Origin of the sequence: Apibacter adventoris, assembly GCF_002964965.1 — a bacterium.
In the GTDB taxonomy this organism is placed as follows: domain Bacteria; phylum Bacteroidota; class Bacteroidia; order Flavobacteriales; family Weeksellaceae; genus Apibacter; species Apibacter adventoris.
In genome coordinates, this window is sequence record NZ_PSZN01000023.1 from 79,764 (window position 1) to 104,098 (window position 24,335).

Genomic DNA, 24,335 nt, shown 5'->3' on the forward strand with positions numbered 1-24,335 from the left:
AAAAATATCTTCAACATTACCTATAAATAAATTACCAATCAAAATCGGAAACTATCATATATTCATTTTTACTTGAATTGTAATGAAAGTAGATATGCTGCAGTCCATTTGTCAATAAAATATAGGTCGCTTTAACATTTATATTATACCTAGCAGCTTGTTCAAATGTTTTCCGGGAAATTTGGATTTCCGGAGCTTTACATTCTACCAAAACCCAAGGATCTGATTTCTTATATAGTAATATGTCTAAACGTTTAATCTGTCTATTTAATTCTATTTTTTTTTCTATCACAAAAGCAGAGTCAGGTGTGTTTTTTTCACTTTTAATAAAACGAACAATATGTTGACGTACCCATTCTTCTGGAGTGAGAATCAACCATTTTTTTCTAACTTCGTCAAAAATATACCAAAAAGAATTTTTCTCTTTAATTTCAAAATCATATTTTTCGGGAAAATTTAAAATCGGTAGTTCCATTATTCTGGGTTATGAAAGAATACAATAATTTGGTCAAAGATATTAAAAACAAAAAGTTTTTACCTATTTATTTTCTGGAAGGTGAAGAGCCTTTTTATATTGATAAAATAAGTAATTTACTTGAAGAAAATGTATTAAATGAAGATGAAAAGGCTTTTAATCAGAATATTATTTATGGAACGGAATCGGATTTGGATCAAATCATTTCCTTGTCAAAACAATTCCCTATGGGTGCAGAAAGGCAGCTTCTTATCATAAAAGAAGCCAAAGGATTGGCTTTTGATAAATCTGAAGCCTTTGCAAATTATGTAAAAAACCCTCAGCCTTCTACCATTTTAGCCATTAATTTTAAATATAAATCATTAGACAGAAGAAAATCACTTACTAAATTATTGACTAAACAAGGATATATTTTTTCCAGTGAAAAATTATATGATAATCAAGTTCCTGCCTGGATAGGCAGCCTCTGTCAATCTTTAGGATTAGAAATTGATGAAAAATCCAAAGCTTTATTATCCGAATTTTTAGGTACAGACCTTTCCCGTATTGACAATGAGATTCATAAACTAAAACTAATTATAGGAGAAGCAAAAAAAATTACCCCAGAAATTATTGAACGGAATATTGGTATTAGTAAAGAGTATAATAATTTTGAATTACGTAAAGCTATTGTAGAAAAAAATAGTACGCAAGCTTATAAAATTGTAGATTATTTTGAAAAAAACCCAAAAGCAAATCCTATTGTAGTTACATTTGGTACGTTAATTAGCCTATTCAGCAATATATTAATCGTTCATACACTTTCTATAAAAACCCCTCAGAATATTGCTAAAGAACTACGCATCAATCCATTTTTTGCAAACGAATACCTTACAGCTATTAAAAATTATTCTTTAAAAAAAACTACTGCCTGCATTGCCTACTTGCGAGATGCCGATATGAAATCTAAAGGAGTAAATGTGTCTTCCCTAGCTACAAATAAAGATATTCTTATGGAAATGCTTTATAAAATTCTACACTAAAATTCAAAATACTACAGCAAATTTTAATTTTATGATTTATTGTGTTTAAATTATTCAATTTAATATAAAGAATAAGTTACCTTTAGCTTTTATTTTTATAGTTTTTAAAATTATTTAATAACTATAAAATTCAAGATATACCTGTGTTTTTTTATAATATTTTTACCATATATACCTTGCTATAATAGTTAAAAATGTAAAAAACAATATCTATTATTACAAAATATATAAATTTCAAAAAATATCCAGATAATTACTTTTCTCTTAAAATAATTATTATATTTTAAAATAAAATTATCAAATTCCTAAAAATAAAATTATTTTTTGAAAAATCATTAATTTCATGTTTTTTTTAATATATTTTTAGGATTCTAATATTTTTTTTATTTAAATTTGTATAAATAATTACAAGTATAAGAATGATTCAACTTCACTTACATCATCATCATTTACAAACTTACACATTCAGGTAAGGTAGATGATTTTGTATGTGATTTACAAAATAAAATTAAAAAACCGCCTGAGTCTTCTGGCGGTTTTTTAATTTATGATTACTTGGGGCACAAAAAAATAAATATGAGTAAACTGAAAATTGCTATTCAAAAAAGCGGACGATTGAGCGAAAAATCGTTAGAATTATTACAAGAGTGTGGAATAAAAATATCCAATGGAAATCAAAAATTAAAAACAGTTTCCTCTAATTTCCCTATTGAAATCTTATTTCTTCGAGATGATGATATTCCTCAATACGTTGAACAAAATGTTGCAGATATTGGAATCTTAGGCGAAAATGAAGTTTGGGAAAAGAATCGAAAAGTAGAAACTATAAGAAAAGTAGGGTTTGGAAATTGCCGTCTAGCATTAGCTATACCAAAAGATGAAATATATACCGGAATTTCTTATTTCAACAATAAAAAAATAGCAACCAGTTACCCTAAAATATTAACTAAATTTTGCCAAGAAAATCATTTAAATGTAGAGATTGAAGAAATTAGTGGCAGCGTTGAAATTGCCCCGGGAATAGGGCTGGCAAATTGTATATTTGATATTGTAAGCACCGGAAGCACCCTTTTAATGAATGGATTAAAAGAAGTAGAAACAGTAGCTAACAGCGAAGCGGTACTAATTAGATCACATAACCTTTCTGGAGAAAAACAAAAAATTCTTGATAAGTTGTTGTTCAGAATTCAATCGGTAATCTATTCTCATGAAAATAAATATATATTATTAAATGCCCCTAATGAAAAAGTAAAAGATATTATTTCCCTTTTACCGGGAATGAAAAGCCCTACCGTTCTTCCTTTAGCGGAAAATGGATGGAGCAGTATTCATTCTGTTATTAAAGAAGATGAATTTTGGGACATTATAGATCTTTTGAAGGAAATGGGGGCTCAAGGTATTTTAGTCGTCCCAATAGAAAAAATGATTCTATAATAAATTTAAATTACCCCCATATGTGTTTTTTATCTCAAATGATGAAATAAACTAAATCATAGATTAAAAATTGTAAACAGAAATGAAAATTATAAAAAATCCCTCTCAAAAAAATTGGAAAGAGCTCATTCAACGTCCTCAAAATGAAAAAAAATCTTTACATAATATTGTACAACAGGTTTTCATGGATATTCAGGAATCTGCTGACACTGCTTTAAAAAAATATACCTTTCATTTTGATGGAGTAGAGCTCAAACAAATAAAAGTTACCCAACAAGAATTAAAAGAGGCTGAAAACTTACTATCCCAAGAATTAAAACAAGCAATCTTTCAAGCCAAAAGCAATATAGAGAAATTTCATTTTTCACAAAAAGAAAACTCTCAATTCATAGAAACTCAACCCGGAATACAATGTTGGAGAGAATCTCGAGCTATTGAAAAAATCGGTTTATATATTCCGGGAGGAACTGCACCTTTATTTTCCACAGTACTTATGTTAGGCGTTCCAGCAAAAATTGCCGGATGCAGGCAGATCGTTTTATGCACTCCTCCTGATAAAAAAGGAAATATACATCCGGCAATTTTATTTGCGGCTCAAACTATTGGTATTACAGAAATTTTTAAAGTCGGAGGTATACAAGCCATAGCTGCACTTACTATAGGTACAGAATCCATACCTTCTGTTTATAAAATATTCGGACCAGGCAATCAATATGTAACTGCTGCCAAACAGTATGCACAGGAGTTTAAAGTTAGCATAGATCTTCCCGCGGGTCCCAGTGAAGTATTGGTAATAGCTGATTCCCAAGCAAATCCAGATTTTATTGCTGCCGACTTACTTTCTCAAGCAGAACACGGACCTGATAGCCAAGTGATTTTTCTTACTACAGACGAATCTATTTTAAATCAAACCATAAATTCTGTAACCACACAATTAGAAAAAATTCCCCGAAAAGAAATTGCTAAAAAAGCATTAGATAACAGCATAGGAATATTATTTGACAATTTAGATACATGTTTCCAATTTAGCAATTTATATGCTCCAGAACACCTGATTTTAGCTATTGACAAAGCAAAAGAATACAGATATAACGTTGAAAATGCTGGATCTGTATTTCTAGGAAATTACAGTTGTGAGAGTGCAGGAGATTACGCCAGTGGAACTAATCATACATTGCCAACTAATGGCTATGCCCGAAATTACAGCGGAGTTTCATTAGATAGTTTTATTAAAAAAATTACCTTTCAAGAACTAAGTAAAGAAGGTCTTCAAACAATAGGTCCAACTATAGAATTGATGGCAGAAGCTGAAAGATTATTTGCACATAAAAATGCTGTGAGTATCCGAATAAACAAAAATTAAACGAATAAATTTAAAAATTTAATATATATGTATTAAATTTATTTTTATTTATACTGCGTATTTAAAATTATCATACAAATATTATAAAATAAAAAAATGAAAACCAATATATCAAAATTAGCTCGTCCTAATATTCTTGCCATGCAACCCTATTCGAGTGCAAGAGATGAATCAGGAAGAATACAAGGAATATTTTTAGATGCAAATGAAAATCCTTTTGGAGAAAATAATCGATACCCTGATCCTTATCAAAATAAATTAAAAAGTAAACTGAGTCAAATTAAAAATATATCTATAGAAAAAATTTTTGTAGGTAATGGAAGTGATGAAATCATAGATCATATTTACCGTATTTTTTGTAATCCGGGAAAAGATAAGGCTATGTTTTTTAGCCCTACTTTCGGCATGTATCAGGTAGCAGCAGAACTTAATGAAGTAGAAATTATTGATATTCCTCTAACATCCGATTTTCAGATTAATATTGAAGAAGCAAAGAAATATTTTCATGACGAAAATCTTAAAGTTATTGTAATTTGCTCTCCAAATAACCCGACCGGAAATAATATACATCCGAAAGATATAAATTTTATTCTAGAAAATTTTAAAGGTATTATAGCGATTGATGAAGCTTATATAGAATTTACAAACCAAAATTCTTACCTGGATAAAATAGATCATTATCCCAACCTTGTAATTTTCCAAACCCTTAGTAAGGCTTGGGGAATCGCCGGTGTTCGTGTAGGAATGGCTTATTCAAACCCGGAAATTATTCAACTACTTAATAAGGTAAAGCATCCATACAATATCAGTGTTTTAAACCAAAAAGCAGCTATAAAAGCATTAAGCCAAAAAGAAGAATTTGAAAAAAGAAGAAAAATTATATTCTCAGAAAAGGAAAAAATCCGAAAGGAACTTGAAAATTTATCTATAGTAACTAAAATATATCCTTCGGACGCCAATTTCTTTTTAGTAGAATTTAAAGAAGCAAACCTTATTTTTCATGAATTACTAAATCAAAAAATAATTGTACGAAACCAGACTACTAAAATCCATAATAGTATACGTATAACGGTAGGTTCTCCTGAAGAAAATGAAAAATTAATCACGGTATTAAAAAAACTCAACTAAATCCTATGAAAAAAGTACTATTTATAGACCGAGACGGAACTTTAGTAATTGAACCTCCCACAAATTACCAATTAGATAGTTTGGAAAAACTTGAATTTTACCCGAGAGTATTTCAAAATCTTGCAAAAATTGCTCGGGAAATGGATTATGAGCTGGTTATGGTTACCAATCAGGATGGGTTAGGCACCGAGTCTTTTCCTGAAGACACTTTTTGGCCTGCTCAAAATAAAATAATTCAGGCTTTTGAAAATGAAGGAATTAAATTTTCTGAAATTCTCATAGATAAAAGTTTTGAATACGAAAATCTTCCTACACGAAAACCAGGAGTCGGAATGCTTACCCATTATATAAAAGGAAATTACGATTTACCCAATTCGTATGTGATCGGAGATCGGCTCACCGATGTACAGTTGGCTAAGAACTTAAGTTCAAAATCTATTTATATGGGAAAAGAAAAAAATAGCAATGCTACTTTGCATACCCAAAATTGGACAGAAATCTATCAATATCTGAAAAAACAACCCCGTAAAGCAAAAGTGGTACGAAATACCAAAGAAACAAAAATTTTGTTAGAAATAAATTTAGATGGCTCAGGTAAAAGTTTTATTCATACAGGTTTAGGTTTTTTTGATCATATGCTGGAACAAATTTCCAAACATGGAAATATGGATTTATATATTGAAGTCGATGGAGATTTGTATGTAGATGAACATCATACAATTGAAGATACAGGAATTGCCTTAGGAGAGGCTATTTTACAAGCATTAGGAAGCAAAAAAGGAATTGAGCGTTACGGTTTTCTCCTCCCGATGGATGATTGTCTCGCACAAGTGGCTATTGACTTTGGAGGACGCTCTTGGATTGTATGGGAAGTAGAGTTTAAACGCGAAAAAATTGGGGAACTTCCTACAGAAATGTTCTATCATTTCTTTAAATCTTTTAGCGATAACGCCAAATGTAACCTTAATATAAAAGCTGAGGGGGAAAATGAACATCATAAAATAGAAGCCATATTCAAGGCATTTGCAAAAGCCATTAAAATGGCCGTAAAACAAACGGATACTAATTTTGCTTTACCTTCTACGAAAGGTTTATTATAATTTTTGATTTTTGAGGTACGATTTACGAATAAACTAAATGTTTATAATATAGAACAACACAATAGTAAAAATCGTACTTTATAAATCGTAAATTAAAATTAAAAATGATTGCAATTATAAAATACAACGCCGGAAATATAAAATCCGTACAAAACGCACTTTACCGATTGGGAGTTGAGTCTATAGTTACTGATGATGAAAAAACTATTCGAAATGCAGATAAAATTATCTTTCCGGGAGTAGGTGAAGCCGGTAGTGCCATGTTTTACTTACAGGAAAGAGGTATGGATACCTTACTAAAATCATTGACACAACCTTTTTTAGGAATATGCCTAGGACTGCAACTCATGTGTAAACATTCGGAAGAGGGAAATACAAATTGCCTAAATATTTTTGAAGTCGAGGTAAGGAAATTTCCTCCTACGGAGATTGTTCCGCACATGGGTTGGAATACCATTTACGATTTACAAGGAGAAATCTTTAAAAATAATGCTGAAAATGAAGATGTTTACTTTGTACACAGCTATTATGCGGATCTATGTGAAAGCACCTCTGCAACGTGTAATTACATTCTGCCTTTTAGTGCGGCATTACACAAAGATAATTTTTATGCCACACAGTTCCATCCTGAAAAATCAGCAGATGTGGGAGAAAAAATATTGAAAAGTTTTATTGAATTATAATTCTATATTTATGGAAATATCAATAAAAAACAATCCATAATTTAAAAACGTTATTGTATGAAAAAAATTCTTTTCCTATTCTTACTAATTTCGACATCTGGATTTACACAAAACAATTTAAACGGCCTATGGAAAATTGATGAAATTATTGGTTTATATTCTACAGATGAATATAATTTATCTCCAGCAAAAGAGGATGAATCTTTACAAGGGCAGATGTATGGAAACAGTGTAACCTTCAATCCTAACGGTACTTTTAAGTCCAGATATTCTGCTTGGTGTGGTAATGATTGTTTTCCTCATTCCAAAGGAACTTTTAAAAATATTGATGAAACACACATCCGTTTAAAATTAGATGTATTGGAAATAACAGGGGATTGTCCATATTCAATAGATTCGACTCATCATGATTTAGGAATATTTTTAATAAAAAAAACAGAAAACGGATATAGACTGATTAAATCCGACTTTACAACATCCGACAAACAACAGGAGAAATATTCTGAAATGTTAACTGATTTATCTATAATAAATATGGATGATTCTTTCTATAAAGAAGTAAGATTACCCCCTAATACTCGAGAGAAAAAAGATGTGGAAATTCTTGCAACCGGATTAAAGAATATTTCGGGTTTTGAACCTGAAAAAGCAAAATTACTGTATACAAAATATCAATCTCACCAAAAACGATTTGTATTTGAATATAAAAACAGGTTATTACTAGCTCTTTATAATCCCGGGCCTTCCCAATTCATCTTATATGATATAGAGAAAAAGTCTGATTTATAAAGTACGAAATTAGAAATATTTTGACCCTAAAAATTTAATTTGTGAATAACTATACAGAACTATTACAAGAAAACCCAAAACTACTTTCTTTCTTTAAAGGTTGGAATTGGCAAGATAGAAAAAACAACAAATCGCAATCTGATAAATGTGAAGAAGTAATTAACCTTTTTATTTCCTGGACTTTATGTTGTACTAAAGATGCATACATAAATATAGATTTGGTTATAAACGAATATGCTAAGCGATTTTTATTTGCTCTTATTAAAAAAAGATTATGATAATTGATAAATGAAATTGTAATTCATAATTTTAACTTTTAAAAATAAAACATGAGAATCATACCTGCTATAGACCTTATTAATGGAAAATGTGTACGACTAACCAAGGGAGATTACTCCACTGAAAAAATTTATAGGGAAGATCCTTTAGATGCTGCCAAAGAATTTGAAGATGCCGGAATTGAATATTTACATTTGGTCGATTTGGATGGATCAAAATCCAGCCGGATAATCAATTACAAAACGCTGTATAAAATTGCTTCTCAAACTTCTTTAAAAATAGATTTTGGAGGAGGGTTAAAAAGTGACGAAGATTTAAAAATAGCCTTTGAAAATGGGGCTTCTCAAATTACCGGAGGCAGCATTGCAGTTAAGAATCCGAAATTATTTCAATCTTGGCTCACGACCTATGGAAGTGATAAGATAATTTTAGGTGCAGATTGTAAGAATCGTATGATAGCTACTCAGGGTTGGATGGTATCATCTTCTTTGGACGTTGTTGATTTCATTGAAAGTTATGAAAAAAAAGGAATTTCTTATGTTGTCTGTACAGATATTTCTAAAGACGGAATGCTGGAAGGAACCTCGAATGACCTCTATAAGGAAATTTTACAAAAAACTTCAGTAAAGCTTATTGCCAGCGGCGGGGTTTCTTCCATAAATGATTTACACAGGTTAAAAGAAATAGGTTGTGAAGGAGCCATTGTTGGAAAAGCTATTTATGAAAAGAAAATTACTATTAACGATTTACGAATATTGATTGATAAATTATGACATATAATTCACCTATTTCATTAAAAATGACTTTTATAAACTTTATTTATATACTTGTTAAACTGAAAATAAATAATCGTAAATTGGTTAAAAAAAACTTAAAAATAAAACCTTGTTAAAAAAACGTATTATCCCCTGCCTGGATATAAAAAATGGAAGAACGGTCAAAGGAGTAAATTTTGTAAGTCTTACAGATGCCGGAGATCCTGTAGAATTAGCCAAAGCTTATGTAAAACAAGGAGCTGATGAACTTGTATTTTTAGACATTACTGCAACCATTGAAAATCGTTCTACTTTAATACAATTGGTAGACAAAATAGCACATGAAATTAATATTCCTTTTACGGTAGGTGGAGGGGTTACCTCTGTAGATGATGTTTCTTCTCTTATAAAAGCAGGTGCGGATAAAATTAGTATTAATTCTTCAGCGGTAAAAAAACCGAAATTGATTTCTGAAATTGCTTCTCAATTCGGAAGTCAATGTGTGGTAGTTGCTATTGATACTAAAAAAGAAGAAAACGGCTGGAAAGTTTACACTCATGGAGGAAGAACACCTACCCCTATTTTTACTCTTGATTGGGTAAAACAGGTAGAAAAACTGGGAGCGGGTGAAATTTTACTTACTTCTATGAATAATGACGGAACCAAAAATGGATTTGCTTTAGATATTACTAACGAAGTTGCTAAAACGGTAAATATTCCGGTTATTGCTTCCGGAGGAGCTGGAACAAAAAAACATTTTGCAGATGTTTTTTTAAAAACTAAAGCTTCTGCTGCTCTTGCAGCCAGTATTTTTCATTTTAATGAAATTCCTATACCTGAACTAAAAAAATATTTAAAAATTCAAAATATTCCAATAAGATGAACATAGATTTTAATAAAAGTAAGGGACTGGTTCCGGTAATTATTCAAGACTGCCTGACCTTACAGGTACTTATGTTAGGCTATATGAATGAGGAAGCCTTTGAAAAAACAAAAAAAGAAGGAAAAGTAACATTTTTCAGCCGTAGCAAAAATCGTTTATGGACCAAAGGAGAAACTTCAAAAAATTATCTTTGGGTGAAAGATATTTCCTTAGATTGTGATCAAGATACTTTATTGATCAAAGTTTCGCCAGACGGTCCAACATGCCATACCGGAATGTATTCCTGCTTTGGTGAAAAAACTTCACAAGGTTTTGTTTATGAATTACAAAATGTAATCGAACAAAGAATTGATAATAAAACAGAGAATTCATATACATTCCAATTATACCAAAAAGGCATTAATAAAGTAGCTCAAAAAGTTGGAGAAGAAGCCGTTGAAGTTGTTATAGAAGCAAAGGATAATAATGAAACCTTATTTAAAAATGAAGCGGCAGATTTATTATACCATTATTTAGTTCTTTTAAAATCGAAAGGCTTTAAATTAGAAGATATTGAGACTGTTTTAAGAGGAAGGCATAAAAAAAATAAATGAGCTGCACCTGAAATTAAAATACGTAATCAATTGGGCTTAAAATTACAAATGCAACTCATATGGTAGTATTATTTTAATACTACTTTTTTAGTTGTTCATTTAAATAAAAATGATGATAATTTTTCATACAATAAAATTGCATTAGTGTGTGTGTTACAAAATTTTAGAAAAATCATTAACATTTTATTTTCTTAAGTTTTTTAGTAATAAATTATTTTTACAAAATTATGTTTAATATATGTTCTTTAGATTATATATAATCACCCAAATTTTCTAAATTTCTGCCTTTTAGGTGGAAATATTATTTAATTTGCGAATATTTCCGGGAGTATCTCCAAAATTTATTTTACAAAAATTATTTAAATGTGCAGGAGAATTAAAATCATATTCAAGACTTATTTCTTTAAAAGTTTTCCCACTGCAATTAATTTCATGATAAATATTTTTTGCTTTTTGTTGTTTTAACCATTTAAATGGTGAAATTCCAAATACCCGTTTAAAACGTTTTTCAAATCCTGAAATACTATAATGTGTTAAATCTGCTAATTCTTTAACTGTTTTTATTTTATTATAATTACGCAAAATAAGATCCGAAAATCGGGTATCTTTACTTAACAAAGGATAAAAAAAACACAGCAATTTTCTTTTGCTGTAATACGCTCTCAAAAGAAAAAATAATTCTTTTATTTTAATTTCAAAAAAATAAATACATCTAAGTTGGTCTATAATACAAGTATTCAGCATATTTATATAACCAGACATTATCGGGTTTATATCTAAAAAATTCTGTTTCTTTACAGTATTAATATTTTCATCTCGCAAAAGTTGTTCTAAGGAATACCTGTCACATAAACGTATCTGTACTCTTAATCTGAATATAGTAATACATGTATCTTCTTTTGCAAGAATTTTTAATTTAGTTGCCGGAGGTATTAATATTATTTTACCCTGTTGGATTTCTTCCTCTATATCACCAAAAGAAATTTTTATAGCTCCTTTTGTAATAAATATAATTTTTGCAACTTGGGCTTCTGTTTTCCATAGTTTTCTTTTTAAAATATTTTTAATTTCAATAGTAGGACTACTCCCTCCTTCATAATTTAAACATGAAAGGTGTTCATTAATGTAAAGTAATTGCATAATAGTTTATAAGACTTTTGATTAAAAAACTATCATTTATTTGTTAATTCAAGTCTTTTTTACAAATTTATTTATTGTAAAAAATTAGAAATATTTTTTCTATTTAACATCTCCAATATTATGATTAAAATCATAAATTATATAATTATTTATATAAACAAAGAGAAAAACTTAATGATTTTTACTATAATTTAAATATTATTCATTCAATAAATTTAAAAACTCTTGTTCATTCAGAATAATTACGCTCCCTAACTGCTGAGCTTTTTTCATTTTTGAACCTGCTTTTTCTCCTACAACCAAATAGTTAAGATTCTTACTAACCGATGATATATTTTTACCTCCATGCTGCTCCACCATTTCTTCTGCTTGTTCGCGGGTAAAAACTGACAGTTTTCCAGTAAATAGAAAGGTTTTACCATCTAATACATTAGAGAGTTGAATATGAGTTTCTTCAAATTCAAACTTTAGTCCTGCTTTTTTAAGATTTTTAATAATTTCTAGATGTTCTTTTTTTAAAAAATATTCTTGAATGCTCAGGGCTATTTTTTCTCCAATATCTTCTGTAGCTATTAATTCTTCTAAACAAGCTTTTTGTAAATTATCAATATTTTTGAATTTTTTAGCCAATTTCTTAGCCATGGTTTCACCTACATGCCTTATACCTAAAGCAAATAAAACTCTTTCAAAAGGAATTTGTTTAGAATTTTCTATCCCTTCAATAATATTTTGAGCCGATTTATCAGCCATTCTATCCAGCACCAACAATTGCTCTTTTTGCAATATATAAAAATCGGATATAGTATTAACTAAATTGGCTTTATACAACATAAAAGCAGTTTCTGCTCCTATACTGTTAATATCCATGGCTCTTCTAGAAACAAAATGTTCTAATCTTCCTATAACCTGTGGCGGACAACTTTTCTCATTTGGGCAAAAATGAGCAGCTTCATCTTTTTTGCGAACTAATGTGGTACCACATGCAGGACAATTTTTTATAAACTCTAATTTTATTGTTCCTGGTTCTCTTTTATCATAATTAACATCTATTATTTTCGGAATTATTTCGCCTCCTTTTTCCACCAAAACCTTATCATTAATACGTAAATCTAAATTTGCAATAAAATCTTCATTATGCAAAGATGCTCTTTTCACCGTTGTACCCGCTAATAGTATGGGCTTAAGATTTGCTACAGGAGTAACTGCCCCGGTTCTTCCTACCTGATAATCTACACTTAGTAACTGAGTTTCTACTTTTTCTGCTTTGAATTTATAAGCAATTGCCCATCTGGGAGATTTTGCTGTATAACCCAGTTCATCTTGTTCTGAGATTGAATTAACTTTAATAACGACACCATCAATCTCAAAAGGCAAATTATATCTTTCTGTATCCCAATAATTTATAAACTTATTTACTTCTTCTAAATTATTACATAATTTTGCATAATTTCCTACTTTAAAGCCCATATCTTTAGCATGTTGTAAAGAATCCCACTGTGTAGAAAATTCCCTATCATCAGTAAGTACATAATATAAATAACAATCCAACCCTCTTTTGGCTACTTCTCCACTATCTTGTAATTTCAAACTTCCGCTGGCCGTATTTCTTGGATTTGCATAAGGTTCTAATCCTTCTTTTACTCTTTCGGAATTTAATTTATCTAAAGACTTTTTAGGCATAATAATTTCCCCACGTATATAAAATTTGGAAGGATATTTTCCTGATAAATTCAAAGGAACTGATCGAATGGTTCTTACATTAGCTGTAACTTCATCTCCTTGAATTCCATCCCCACGTGTTACTGCCTGTTTTAATTGTCCATTTTCATATAATATACTAATAGATAGACCGTCATATTTAAGTTCACAAACATATTCCACATTTTCATCAATTGCTTTCGTTACTCTTCTCGACCATTCTTTTATATCTTCAAAAGAATAACTGTTATCTAATGAATACATTCTTTTTTCATGAACAATTGTCGGAAATTTTTTTGTAATCTGTCCTCCAACCCTATGGGTAGGAGAGTCCGGATCATCATATTGTGGATAATCTTTTTCCAGTTGTTTCAGTTCTTCCATCATTTTATCAAATTCATAATCTGAAACTTCGGATTGATCTAGCACATAATATTTATAATTCAGATTATTTATATCTTGACGTAAAACCTTTATTCTTGATTGTATATCATTCATAATTTTGAACTGTATTTAAATTCAAAATTAATAAAAGAGCTCTTGAAAAAAAATTTTATTATTTACAAAATATACCATAATGTAAATAAATAAGTTATAAACGTATTTACAAACTATGTTATATGCGCTTTTTTATTTCATTTTAACTATAAAAATATTATAAAAAAGTTTCTTTCCATAATAATTCATTATATAAAAACAAAGAAAAAATTCATATTTTTTAAACTTGTACCCAACTAGGTAGTTTTAGATTTTTTTTACAATTTTAGAATTATATAATTTTTAGGTTTTACAAAAAAGGTAATATTAAACAAAAACTACATAAGGAAAGTTATTTTTCCGAAAATTTACTTTTATTTAAATTTCTAAAATATTTAACTTTTTATAAATATATATTAAGCAAGTCAATATAAATACACATCATTCTAATATAAAAAAATAATTTCTAAATTTGTCTTATTAATTTTTTAAAAGAACAATATGTCTTACGGATTATTAAAAGGGAAAAAAGGAATTATTTTTGGAGCTTTAGATTCTAATTCAATAGCTTGGAAAGTTGCTGAGCAAGCACACGCAGAAGGAGCTGAATTTGTGTTAACTAATGCTCCTGTAGCTTTACGAATGGGAGAATTGAATGCTTTGGCTGAAAAAACAAACTCAGATGTAGTTCCTGCAGATGCTACTTCTATAGAGGATTTAGGAAAGCTTTTTGATCATGCCCTAGCTAAATTCGGAAAACTGGATTTTATTTTGCACTCTATAGGAATGTCCATTAATGTCCGAAAAGGAAAGGATTATACAGATATTAACTACGATTGGCTGACTAAAGGCTGGGATATTTCTGCTGTTTCATTTCATAAAGTAATGAAAACCGCTTGGGATAAGGATGCGATGAATGAATGGGGAAGTATATTAGCTCTTACTTATATCGCTGCACAAAGAATTTTCCCGGGATATAATGACATGGCTGATAATAAAGCATATTTGGAAAGTATTGCCCGAAGTTTTGGTTATGAATGGGGAATTAAGAATAAAGTTAGGGTTAACACCATTTCGCAATCCCCCACTCCAACTACAGCAGGAAACGGTGTAAAAGGATTTGGTGGATTTATAGAATTTGCCGAGGAAATCTCCCCTTTAGGAAATGCTACAGCTGATGATTGTGCTAATTATTGTGTTACTTTATTTTCTGACTTAACCAGAAAAGTTACACTTCAAAATCTCTTCCATGATGGTGGATTCTCCAATGTAGGGGTGAGTGAAAGAGTTATGAAACGTTATGAAAAATAATATTTCTTTTTACAAAAAATAAAAAGAGGCTTTATTTTTCTAAGCCTCTTTTTATTTTCATGAATTAAGGTTTTATTACTTTTACTTTACTTTCATCTATATTAAAATATTTTACAACCGCATTATAATCCCTATAATCCACAGGAGGTGTTGCACTTTTCGATTTTGGGAAAAATCCAGGAATTGCAACAACTCTAAATGTTATACCAGTCAAATACTGTGGCATAGGGTCGCTCCAAGCTGTAATTTGATAATCCTTATTAGTAAAATTATAATTGAAAAACATGTTATATGTCTTATTATCAGAAGCTGTATATAATGCAGAATTAGGAAGTAACATCCAAACAGGCTCATTATTATCCCAATCTGATAGTAAATAAATTAATACGTTCACCCCTTTATATAATTTAAATTTAAATTTAGACTGAAATAAATACATATTGGCAGAACTATCGTAATTGAAAGATACATTATTTACTTCATAAAGTAAAGGATTATTATTATTATTATTATTATTATCTATAGGATAATAATAATAATCATCATCATCATTACAACTAGTAAAAATTAATCCCATAATTAGGAACATAAATAATAAAGAAATAACTTTTTTCATAGGTTTTAAATTTAAACTAAAACAAAGTTAATATTTTTTTTCATCAGACAATTATAATGTATGTAAGTTTAAAATAGTACCTTTGCCTGTCCAAAAATTCAAGTATAAAAATGATATTAGTTCAAAACTTAGGGTTACATTTTGCCGGAAGTTATTTATTTGAAAATGTTAATTTTAGAATTAATAAAAATGACCGGATTGGACTGGCTGGTAAAAATGGAGCCGGAAAATCTACCTTATTAAAAATTTTGGCTGGAGAACAACCTTCTACCGAAGGAAATGTGGAGAAAGAAGGAGAAGTACGAATCGGATTTTTAAAACAGGATTTGGACTTTGAAAAAGGTCGTACAGTATGGGATGAAGCCATGCAGGCTTTTAAAGAATTGAACAAAATCAATAAAAAAATTGATACTATTAATCATGAATTGGCTACTCGTACTGATTATGAATCTGAAGAATATCATAAACTCATTCATGACTTAACAGACCTTACAGAACGATTTTCTCACTTAGGAGGATACAATATAGATGGTGAAATTGAAAAAATATTAAAAGGGTTAGGATTTAAAGAATCTGATTTTACTAAACTTACAGATGATTTTTCTGGTGGATGGAGAATGAGAATTGAACTGGCAAAATTACTATTGGAGGAAAATGATGTACTGCTTCTTGACGAGCCTACTAACCACTTGGATATTGAATCTATTATTTGGCTGGAAGGGTTTCTTATTAACTATAAAGGTGCTGTCGTATTAGTTTCTCACGACAAACAGTTTTTAACCAACGTTACCAATAGAACTATTGAAATATCTAACCGCACTATTCAGGATTATAAAGCCAATTATACTAAGTATCTTATATTAAGACAAGAAAGAAAAGAAAAACTTATTCAGTCTCAAAAAAATCAAGAACAGGAAATAAAACGTACAGAACAATTGATTAATAAGTTCAGAGCCAAAGCTTCCAAAGCATCTTTTGCTCAATCACTTATAAAAAAATTGAATAAGGTGGAACGAATAGAGGTGGAAGATGAAGATGTTACCCGTTTCCATATAAAATTTGAACCCAGTGTAATTCCGGGTAAAATTATATTTAAAGCAGAAAATCTGGGAAAATCTTTTGATAAACATATTGTTTTTCAAAATGCAAACTTCTATGTCGAAAGAGGAGAAAAGATTGCTTTTGTAGGCCAGAACGGACAAGGAAAAACTACTTTGGCAAAAATTATGGATGGTATTTTATCATATAATGGTAAATTGGAAATAGGTCATAATGTACAAATCGGTTATTTTGCACAAAACCAGGCAGAAGTTCTAAATCCTAATAAAACGATTCTGGAAGAAGCAGAAGATTCGGCAACTGAAGAATCCCGCCCTAGAGTAAGAGATTTATTAGGTTCTTTTTTATTTCAAGGCGATGAGGTGCAAAAAAAGGTCTCGGTTCTTTCCGGGGGTGAAAGAAACCGTTTAGCTCTTTGTAAATTATTGTTACGTCCTTTTAATACTTTAATTATGGATGAGCCGACCAATCATTTGGATTTACAATCAAAAGCTATTTTAAAACAAGCGCTTCAAAATTTTAAAGGAACTTTATTGCTAGTTTCTCACGATCGAGAATTTTTAGACGGACTTGCTCAGAAGATTTTTGAATTCAGAAACGGAGAGGTTAAAGAATTTTTAGGCGGAATTAGTGAATATTTAGATTATAGAAAAAAAGAAAACATGCGAGAGGTAGACATAGAGAAATCTACTGTGAAAAAAGTTGCCTCTATAAATGTTTCAGAATCTAAAAATATAACCGATAAAGATAAAACTAAGGAACTAAAAATATTGGAAAATAAATTATCAAAGGTTGAAATTGAAATTGAAAACATTGAAAAAGATATTAAAAAAACCGAAGATCTATTTATCCAAAAAAATCCAACAGAAGAAGAATTAGCCACTTATTCGTTTTTAAAGAAAGACTTAGAAGAACTGAATAAAAAATGGGAAGAAATATACCATGAATTAAATGAATAATTTTTTATACAAGATTATATTTATTTATATTCAATAATTTTATTTAAATGGTTTTTATATATTTGTTTTTTAACAAATTAATCTAATTATACTTTGACAATATTATACTTTACCCTTATATTATTTTTGGGTGCAATTTTTGCCGGAATGTTAGGTTCTCTAACTGGTTTAGGGGGAGGGGTAGTAATTATTCCATTATTAACTTTGGGATTTGGTGTTGATATCAAATATGCTGTTGGAACCGCATTAGTTACCTCTATTGCTACTTCATCCGGAGCAGCTGCTGCTTATATTAAAGAAGGAATGACCAATGTAAGGATAGGAATGTTTTTGGAAATAGCTACAACTTTAGGAGCCGTAATTGGTGCTTTATTAGCCGTATTTTTACCTGCTTCTGCGGTATACATTATTTTTGGTATCGTTTTAATTTTTTCAGGCATTATGACTATCCGAAAAAAAAATGAATCCCCTTATTTAGGAAAGCCTAGCAAGACTGCTTCATTACTAAAGTTAAACAGTACTTACCCTACTCGGGAAGGTATAAAAAATTATAATGTTAAAAATGTAGCCGGAGGTTTTTCTTTAATGACATTTGCCGGTATTTTATCAGGAATTTTAGGAATTGGATCCGGATCTATGAAAGTTTTAGCTATGGATACTGCAATGAAAATTCCTTTTAAAGTTTCTACCACTACTTCCAATTTTATGGTAGGTGTTACCGCAGCGGCTAGTGCTGTAATTTATTTTCAAAGAGGACAAATTGAACCTGTTTTAGCCATGCCCATCGTGGTAGGGGTATTAATAGGAGCTTTTTTGGGCTCAAAAATATTAATGAAAATTAATGTTTCTTTATTACGCAAAATATTTTGTTTTGTAATTATTATATTGGCTATACAAATGATATATCGTGGGTTTGAACCTAGTTTAGTACACTGGTTTCCATCGGTAAAATTTCCTAAATTATAAATTTTATAATATATGAGTATATTTTCTAAAAGATTTTGGATTGAAAGAGATGTAGAGCTATATATTGGAAAACTACTTAGATATGGTGTTATTTTATCATCTATAATTACCATATTAGGGGGAATTATTTATGTAAGTCAACATCCTCATGAGGTTCCTAACTTCAAAACTTTTACCGGAGCTCCAGAATATTTAAGAGAATTAAGCACTATTTTTCCCAAGGTTTTACAATTTGATGGATTAGCCATCATTCAATTGGGAGTAGCTGTATTAATTGCCACGCCTATTTTAAGAATCGTTTTCTCCATTTTAGCTTTTGCTATTGAACATGACTATATGTATGTTATTATCACTTGTATTGTACTTAGTATTATTCTAGCTAATTTATTTTTTGGAATTGAAAGTTAAACCATCTTTATATTTATCTTTCTTCATATATTTTTGAATTTCTATGTCTAAACGTTTTCAAAACATATTTTCTGAAAGTACATATTTTGTATTCAGTTTTTATTTTAGCCGCGGATTAAGAATCGCTTTTGCAATGGTTACCCCCATTTTGGTTAGTATGTTTTTTAATCAATTGAGTATAGGTATATTAACTTCATCAGGCGCTTTAGTTGCAGGTATTGGTGATAATCCGGGTACTATAAAAATTAAATTTTATACTCAATCTGTTGCTGCCATTTTCTATTTTCTAGTTGTCTTTATTAGCCAGCTGTTATTACCTTATACAATCGCTTTTGGTTTATGGGCTACTTTCTGTGGTTTCTTTTTCTCCATGTTTTTTATATATGGTTCCAGAGCAGTGAGTGTCGGGACCTCTGCTTTATTATGTTTAGTTTATGCCTGCGGTTTTGAAAATCCTTCTCTAGGTGTAAATACTCTGTTCTTTATGCTCGGAGTAATTTATTATGGAATTGTATCACTGGGATTGTGGAGAATTCAGCCTTTCCGTGTAGCAGAGCAAAAGATTAGTGAAAATATAAAATATTTAAGTGAATATACCGGCTTAATGAAAAGTTATTATCTTGAAAAAGCAGCTCCTAATCCTCCCAAAAAAAATAAATTTGAAGATATACAGAGCAGGCTTTTTGATAAACAAGAAAAAATTCACAGTAGTCAGGAAGATATCAGAGAAAATTTATTTAAATTACGAATAAATGCTAAAAGCTTTTCTGCTAAAGGCAGAAGGATGGCTCTTATTTTTAGTGCTTTAATAGATTTATATGAACACCTGATTTCATTAAATCTTCATGACCCTAAACTTATTTCTTCCCTTGAAAATAGTAATCTGAAAACTGATTTTTGCAGCCAACTGGATAATATGCAAGATATACTTAATGGTATTAGTTGGTCAATAAATTTACATAAAAAAGTAACTGTTCTTATTGATTCTTCAATATTATCTAATTTAAAAAATCAAATTATATATTTTGAAAATACCAATATTCCCAGTGGAATTGATTTACATGTTTTAAAACATATAAGGTTAATATTTAAAACCTTTTATAGACAAGTAAAGATTATTAAATCTTTAGTAAATGGTGAATTTGAAAAGGATAAAAGTGCCTATGAAGATTTAGATTTAAAAAAGTTTACTCAAAAATATAATTATAGTTTTTCTTCTTTTAAAGCTAATCTTAATTTAAGATCTAATATATTTAAATATGCTTTGAGAATGAGCTTTTCTATACTTTTAGCTTATATAGCTTGTGCTCTACTCCAAATTAATTATTTTTGCTGGGTATTCCTTACAATCATACTTATTTTAAAACCAGTGTATGGGAATACTAAAAATTTTGCTATAGACAGATTAAAAGGAACCTTAACGGGAGGAATTATTACTTTATTAGTTCTGCTTATTACTCAAAATCCGTACATTATAACCTTGGTTATTACCATAAGTATTATTGGTGCTTATAGCTTTATCCCCATTAATTATAAAGTTGGGGTAGCTTTTGTAACAATTTTTGTTATTCTATTACTTTTTTTGGACCATCACAATGGAAATAACTGGACTAATATTTATCATCGAATCGGAGGAACCACTATAGCTATCATAATTGCTTTTATAATCAGCTTTTCCTTTCTTCCTACTTGGGAATTTAAAGTTCTTCCTATGTTAATAGGAAAACTGCTAAAATATAATTTGAAGTATTTCCAAAAAATCTCTAATAATTTACTGAACGAACATAAATTTTCTGATACAGAAATAAAACTTTCCAGAAAAGACGTTTTACTAGGTACTTCTAATTTATCCAGTGCTTTTCAAAGAGTTATTTCTGAACCTAAATTGTCTAAAAATTATAAGTCTGATATTTACAATCTTATTACACTAATAAATTTATTATCTACCCGAATTTCTTCTTTAAGAACTTATTCTTCTCAAGTTATAGATGTTAGTGGAGATGATAAAATAATAATTAAAAATATTGAAGACATTCTTTATAACTGTATAGCTGTTATAAGTCAAAATTCAAATGTTATTATAACAGATTTATCTTTAAAAGAAAATGATTTTTCAAATTATAATGAATCCTTATTTTCCTATCAACTGAAAGAAATTCATTCGCTAATTTTACAGATTTATAACTACATTATAAAGTTACAAGAATTTGAAGAATGGAAAATTTCTAACAAATATATTTCATAATTCTAATCAAGTAATTTTCTATTAGAACGAAAAACCAATCATAAAAAATTGTATTTAAAATATATTTTGAAGAGGCCATTATTTAAAAAAAAATAAAAATGCACAATTTAGTTTTCCCTCTCTATAACGTAAGTAAGCATAAGCTCTAAAGAATCTCTATTTTCGTTTTTAGGAAAAGACAGCAAAATATCTAATGCTTTCTGCTTGTATTCATTCATTATACTAATAGCATAATCCAAACCTCCGTTTTTCTTTACAAAATCAATAACTTCTGCTACTCTTTTTTTATTTTTATTATAATTTTTTATAGAATTTATCAGCCATTTTTTATGTTCAGGATCTGTAGTATTTAAAATATAAATCAAAGGAAGGGTCATTTTTCTTTCCTGTATATCAATTCCAACAGGCTTACCTATAATATTTGTACTAGTATAATCAAAAAGATCATCTTTAATTTGAAATGCAATTCCTGCATATTCTCCAAAAAGTCTAAGTTTATTAGCTATTTCATCTGAAGCATAGGCAGAACGAGCTCCAGATTCACAACAGGCAGAAATAAGAACTGCAGTTTTTTGGCGAATAATTTCATAATATACTTTTTCAGTAATATCTAATTTTCGACTTTTTTCCAATTGTAATAATTCGCCTTCCGCCATTTCCCTTATTACTCGTGAAATTATGCTGAGAAGATCAAGATCCTGATTATCTGTAGCAAGTAAAACGCTTTTTGAAAGTAAATAATCTCCCACTAAAACAGCTATCTTATTTTTCCATAATGCATTAATGGAAAAAAAACCCCGTCTCATGTAACTTTCATCTACCACATCGTCATGTACCAAAGTAGCTGTATGAATTAATTCTATTAATGAAGCAGCACGGTAAGTTTTATCCGTTATTTTCCCGGTTAATTTAGCCGTTAGAAAAATAAACATAGGCCGCATTTGCTTTCCTTTACGTCTTACAATAAATTGAGTAATTCTATCTAATAAAGGAACTTTACTCTTCATAGATTCATAGAATCTTTTTTCGAAGAGCTTCATTTCATCAGAAATTGGAGCTTTAATGCGTTCTGTTACTTTAGACATTAGAGTTCAAAAGTAATACTTTTTTCATAAAAAGTAAATTTCAAAAGCAAAATTAAATTTGTTGCTTAATATTATCTATATTTCGATTTACCTAAAAATTCCACTCATAAAAATACGTTAAATATAAAATAAAAGATGCATACACAAAAAGAATTACTATATTTGTCCTCTTAAAATCTGACAAAATACTTATAAGATTGCAACAAAATATTAAATTTTGCGTTAAGTAATTATTGTAAAAATAATGAAACTAAGTATGAAAAAATTTTTATTATTAATTATCATAATAATAAGTTCCTCAGTAACTGTCATTGCACAAAGACATGAATTCGGATTATCTTTAGGTAGAGCTAATATAATTGGAGACATTGGTAAAACCAATTATATAGAAATTTTCCCTATGGATTTACATAGAATACCTATTTCAGTAGGGCTTCTTTATCGTTTAAATCTTAATAACCGTCAAAGTTTAAGATTTAATTTAATTTATAATAAAGTTTATTTTGATGATTATAAGGCCAGTGAAGATTACAGATATGACAGAGATATAAAAGATGATAATAAAATAATAGAAGGTTCTGCTTTATTTGAATATTATTTCTTTGATATTAACGATATAAAAAGGCTTGGGGGATCGCCTTATATTTTTGGGGGAATTGCTGCATATGGTTATAATGACCGTAAATATACTATTACTCATGATTTATATAAAAACCCTGACGGCTCTCTTAAATATCCCTCCTCTCCTAAAGATTTTGACACAAAATCTAGCTATAGTGAAAGTAATAAAGTAGATTTCAGTATACCTTTTGGAGTTGGTTTTAAACTTAAATTCAATTATAATTGGCTTCTTTCATTTGAAGTAGGAGCAAGATATACTTTCCAAGATAACTTGGATTATAGTGCTATAAAAACAGATAAATTTACAATAAATACAAGTAGTTATTTATTAGACGCACTTTATACCGATGAAATAAACAAAAGAAATGCTGAAATTATTGGAAAACATCAAACAGGAAACACTTATAAAAGTAATGATTGGTACTTAATTTGGGGGTTAAATCTTACCTATACTTTTGGAAGGCCTCCTTGTTATTGTTATTAAATTTAATTTCGATGTCTGAAGATAATACATTAGAAAAAATGCCGAAACATGTAGCTATTATTATGGATGGCAATGGAAGATGGGCAAAAAAAAGAGGAATGAATCGTACCTTTGGTCACCAAAGTGCAATTAAGGCAGTAAGAGAAGCGATAGAATTTTGTAATGATTATAACATACCTTATCTTACACTTTATACTTTTTCTTCTGAAAATTGGAAGAGGCCGGCTTTAGAAGTTAATGTACTAATGAACCTGTTAATTAACACTATAAAAAAGGAGACTAAAAAACTTAATGAAAATGGTGTTAGAGTGAAAGTAATAGGTAATACAGAAAAATTACCAAAAAATGTATTAACAGAACTTAACAAACTAATTGAAAATACAAAAGATAATAAAAAAGGAACCTTAATATTAGCCTTGAGTTATAGTTCTAAAGAAGAAATATTAGCTGCTACTAAAAAAATTATATCTGAAGTTATTAATAATCAAATACAAATTAATCAAATAGATACTAATTTGTTTAGTAATTATTTATATACCCAAAATATTCCAGATGTTGATCTTTTAATAAGAACAAGTGGTGAAAGAAGAATCAGTAATTTTTTACTTTGGCAAATCGCTTATGCTGAATTATATTTTACGGATATTTTATGGCCTGATTTTAATAAAGAAGAATTTTTAAATGCAATTAAGTTTTATCAATCCAGAGAAAGAAGATTTGGAAAAACAAGTGAACAGTTAAAAATTAAATAGTATTGTAAAC

General features: G+C 29.2%; 23 protein-coding genes. 18 read left to right on the top strand and 5 right to left on the bottom strand.

Features of this window, described 5'->3' with window-relative positions:
- Nucleotides 1–31: 31 nt before the first annotated feature.
- The gene (locus tag C4S76_RS10080) at nucleotides 32–475 is read right to left on the bottom strand and encodes a type I restriction enzyme HsdR N-terminal domain-containing protein (protein ID WP_105194340.1); all 444 of its coding nucleotides are present in this window, start codon (nucleotides 473–475) and stop codon (nucleotides 32–34) included.
- Between the two features lie 11 nt (nucleotides 476–486).
- Here C4S76_RS10080 and holA point away from each other — a divergent pair, with 11 nt between their 5' ends.
- From holA to hisIE, 11 genes are all read left to right on the top strand, one after another.
- Entirely contained in the window at nucleotides 487–1,497 is a 1,011-nt protein-coding gene (gene holA, locus C4S76_RS10085) for a DNA polymerase III subunit delta (RefSeq protein WP_105194341.1), read from the top strand.
- Between the two features lie 576 nt (nucleotides 1,498–2,073).
- Nucleotides 2,074–2,931, top strand: coding sequence for an ATP phosphoribosyltransferase (gene hisG, locus C4S76_RS10090; RefSeq protein ID WP_105194342.1), 858 nt, complete (start codon nucleotides 2,074–2,076; stop codon nucleotides 2,929–2,931).
- Nucleotides 2,932–3,013: 82 nt separating this feature from the next.
- Nucleotides 3,014–4,294 (top strand): histidinol dehydrogenase, encoded by a 1,281-nt coding sequence (gene hisD / locus C4S76_RS10095; protein WP_105194343.1) that lies wholly within the window; start codon nucleotides 3,014–3,016, stop codon nucleotides 4,292–4,294.
- A gap of 96 nt (nucleotides 4,295–4,390) precedes the next feature.
- Nucleotides 4,391–5,422 (top strand): histidinol-phosphate transaminase, encoded by a 1,032-nt coding sequence (gene hisC, locus C4S76_RS10100; protein ID WP_105194344.1) that lies wholly within the window; start codon nucleotides 4,391–4,393, stop codon nucleotides 5,420–5,422.
- 5 nt (nucleotides 5,423–5,427) lie between these two features.
- Nucleotides 5,428–6,522: a bifunctional histidinol-phosphatase/imidazoleglycerol-phosphate dehydratase HisB gene (gene hisB, locus C4S76_RS10105; RefSeq protein WP_105194345.1), complete on the top strand. Its 1,095-nt coding sequence runs from the start codon at nucleotides 5,428–5,430 to the stop codon at nucleotides 6,520–6,522.
- A gap of 104 nt (nucleotides 6,523–6,626) precedes the next feature.
- Nucleotides 6,627–7,205, top strand: coding sequence for an imidazole glycerol phosphate synthase subunit HisH (gene hisH, locus C4S76_RS10110; RefSeq protein WP_105194346.1), 579 nt, complete (start codon nucleotides 6,627–6,629; stop codon nucleotides 7,203–7,205).
- A 57-nt stretch (nucleotides 7,206–7,262) separates the two neighbouring features.
- The gene (locus tag C4S76_RS10115) at nucleotides 7,263–7,994 is read left to right on the top strand and encodes a hypothetical protein (RefSeq protein WP_105194347.1); all 732 of its coding nucleotides are present in this window, start codon (nucleotides 7,263–7,265) and stop codon (nucleotides 7,992–7,994) included.
- 41 nt (nucleotides 7,995–8,035) lie between these two features.
- Nucleotides 8,036–8,272 (top strand): hypothetical protein, encoded by a 237-nt coding sequence (locus C4S76_RS10120; RefSeq protein WP_105194348.1) that lies wholly within the window; start codon nucleotides 8,036–8,038, stop codon nucleotides 8,270–8,272.
- Nucleotides 8,273–8,323: 51 nt separating this feature from the next.
- A complete protein-coding gene (gene hisA / locus C4S76_RS10125) occupies nucleotides 8,324–9,046 on the top strand; it encodes a 1-(5-phosphoribosyl)-5-[(5-phosphoribosylamino)methylideneamino]imidazole-4-carboxamide isomerase (RefSeq protein ID WP_105194349.1) in 723 nt (240 codons plus the stop codon).
- 112 nt (nucleotides 9,047–9,158) lie between these two features.
- Nucleotides 9,159–9,911 (top strand): imidazole glycerol phosphate synthase subunit HisF, encoded by a 753-nt coding sequence (gene hisF / locus C4S76_RS10130; protein ID WP_105194350.1) that lies wholly within the window; start codon nucleotides 9,159–9,161, stop codon nucleotides 9,909–9,911.
- On the top strand, nucleotides 9,908–10,504 hold the full coding sequence (hisIE, locus tag C4S76_RS10135; RefSeq protein WP_105194351.1) for a bifunctional phosphoribosyl-AMP cyclohydrolase/phosphoribosyl-ATP diphosphatase HisIE: 597 nt from the start codon (nucleotides 9,908–9,910) through the stop codon (nucleotides 10,502–10,504). The genes hisF and hisIE overlap by 4 nt, the downstream gene beginning before the upstream one ends.
- Nucleotides 10,505–10,792: 288 nt before the next feature.
- Here hisIE and C4S76_RS10140 read toward each other — a convergent pair whose 3' ends face one another.
- Both C4S76_RS10140 and ligA read right to left on the bottom strand, forming a co-directional pair.
- Complete coding sequence (locus C4S76_RS10140; protein ID WP_105194352.1) at nucleotides 10,793–11,644, bottom strand: helix-turn-helix domain-containing protein; 852 nt, start codon at nucleotides 11,642–11,644, stop codon at nucleotides 10,793–10,795.
- 198 nt (nucleotides 11,645–11,842) lie between these two features.
- Nucleotides 11,843–13,840, bottom strand: a complete 1,998-nt coding sequence (ligA, locus tag C4S76_RS10145) for an NAD-dependent DNA ligase LigA (protein WP_105194353.1) — start codon at nucleotides 13,838–13,840, stop codon at nucleotides 11,843–11,845.
- A 480-nt stretch (nucleotides 13,841–14,320) separates the two neighbouring features.
- Between ligA and C4S76_RS10150 the strand changes: the two genes are divergently transcribed.
- Complete coding sequence (locus C4S76_RS10150) at nucleotides 14,321–15,130, top strand: enoyl-ACP reductase FabI (protein WP_105194354.1); 810 nt, start codon at nucleotides 14,321–14,323, stop codon at nucleotides 15,128–15,130.
- Nucleotides 15,131–15,194: 64 nt separating this feature from the next.
- On the opposite strand, the gene C4S76_RS10155 is transcribed toward C4S76_RS10150, so the two are convergent.
- Entirely contained in the window at nucleotides 15,195–15,746 is a 552-nt protein-coding gene (locus tag C4S76_RS10155; protein ID WP_105194355.1) for a hypothetical protein, read from the bottom strand.
- Nucleotides 15,747–15,856: 110 nt separating this feature from the next.
- Between C4S76_RS10155 and C4S76_RS10160 the strand changes: the two genes are divergently transcribed.
- The 4 genes from C4S76_RS10160 to C4S76_RS10175 all read left to right on the top strand — a co-directional run bounded on the left by C4S76_RS10160 (nucleotide 15,857) and on the right by C4S76_RS10175 (nucleotide 21,383).
- On the top strand, nucleotides 15,857–17,764 hold the full coding sequence (locus tag C4S76_RS10160; RefSeq protein ID WP_105194356.1) for an ABC-F family ATP-binding cassette domain-containing protein: 1,908 nt from the start codon (nucleotides 15,857–15,859) through the stop codon (nucleotides 17,762–17,764).
- 93 nt (nucleotides 17,765–17,857) lie between these two features.
- Nucleotides 17,858–18,730, top strand: coding sequence for a sulfite exporter TauE/SafE family protein (locus C4S76_RS10165; RefSeq protein WP_105194357.1), 873 nt, complete (start codon nucleotides 17,858–17,860; stop codon nucleotides 18,728–18,730).
- A gap of 12 nt (nucleotides 18,731–18,742) precedes the next feature.
- Nucleotides 18,743–19,138 (top strand): DUF1634 domain-containing protein, encoded by a 396-nt coding sequence (locus C4S76_RS10170; RefSeq protein WP_105194358.1) that lies wholly within the window; start codon nucleotides 18,743–18,745, stop codon nucleotides 19,136–19,138.
- A 43-nt stretch (nucleotides 19,139–19,181) separates the two neighbouring features.
- Entirely contained in the window at nucleotides 19,182–21,383 is a 2,202-nt protein-coding gene (locus tag C4S76_RS10175; RefSeq protein WP_105194359.1) for an FUSC family protein, read from the top strand.
- A 107-nt stretch (nucleotides 21,384–21,490) separates the two neighbouring features.
- Here the strand turns inward: C4S76_RS10175 and C4S76_RS10180 are convergent, their stop codons facing one another.
- A complete protein-coding gene (locus tag C4S76_RS10180) occupies nucleotides 21,491–22,468 on the bottom strand; it encodes a polyprenyl synthetase family protein (RefSeq protein WP_105194360.1) in 978 nt (325 codons plus the stop codon).
- 256 nt (nucleotides 22,469–22,724) lie between these two features.
- Between C4S76_RS10180 and porG the strand changes: the two genes are divergently transcribed.
- Both porG and C4S76_RS10190 read left to right on the top strand, forming a co-directional pair.
- The gene (porG, locus tag C4S76_RS10185; protein ID WP_146105733.1) at nucleotides 22,725–23,573 is read left to right on the top strand and encodes a type IX secretion system protein PorG; all 849 of its coding nucleotides are present in this window, start codon (nucleotides 22,725–22,727) and stop codon (nucleotides 23,571–23,573) included.
- An 11-nt stretch (nucleotides 23,574–23,584) separates the two neighbouring features.
- Entirely contained in the window at nucleotides 23,585–24,325 is a 741-nt protein-coding gene (locus tag C4S76_RS10190) for an isoprenyl transferase (RefSeq protein WP_105194509.1), read from the top strand.
- Nucleotides 24,326–24,335 lie beyond the last annotated feature (10 nt).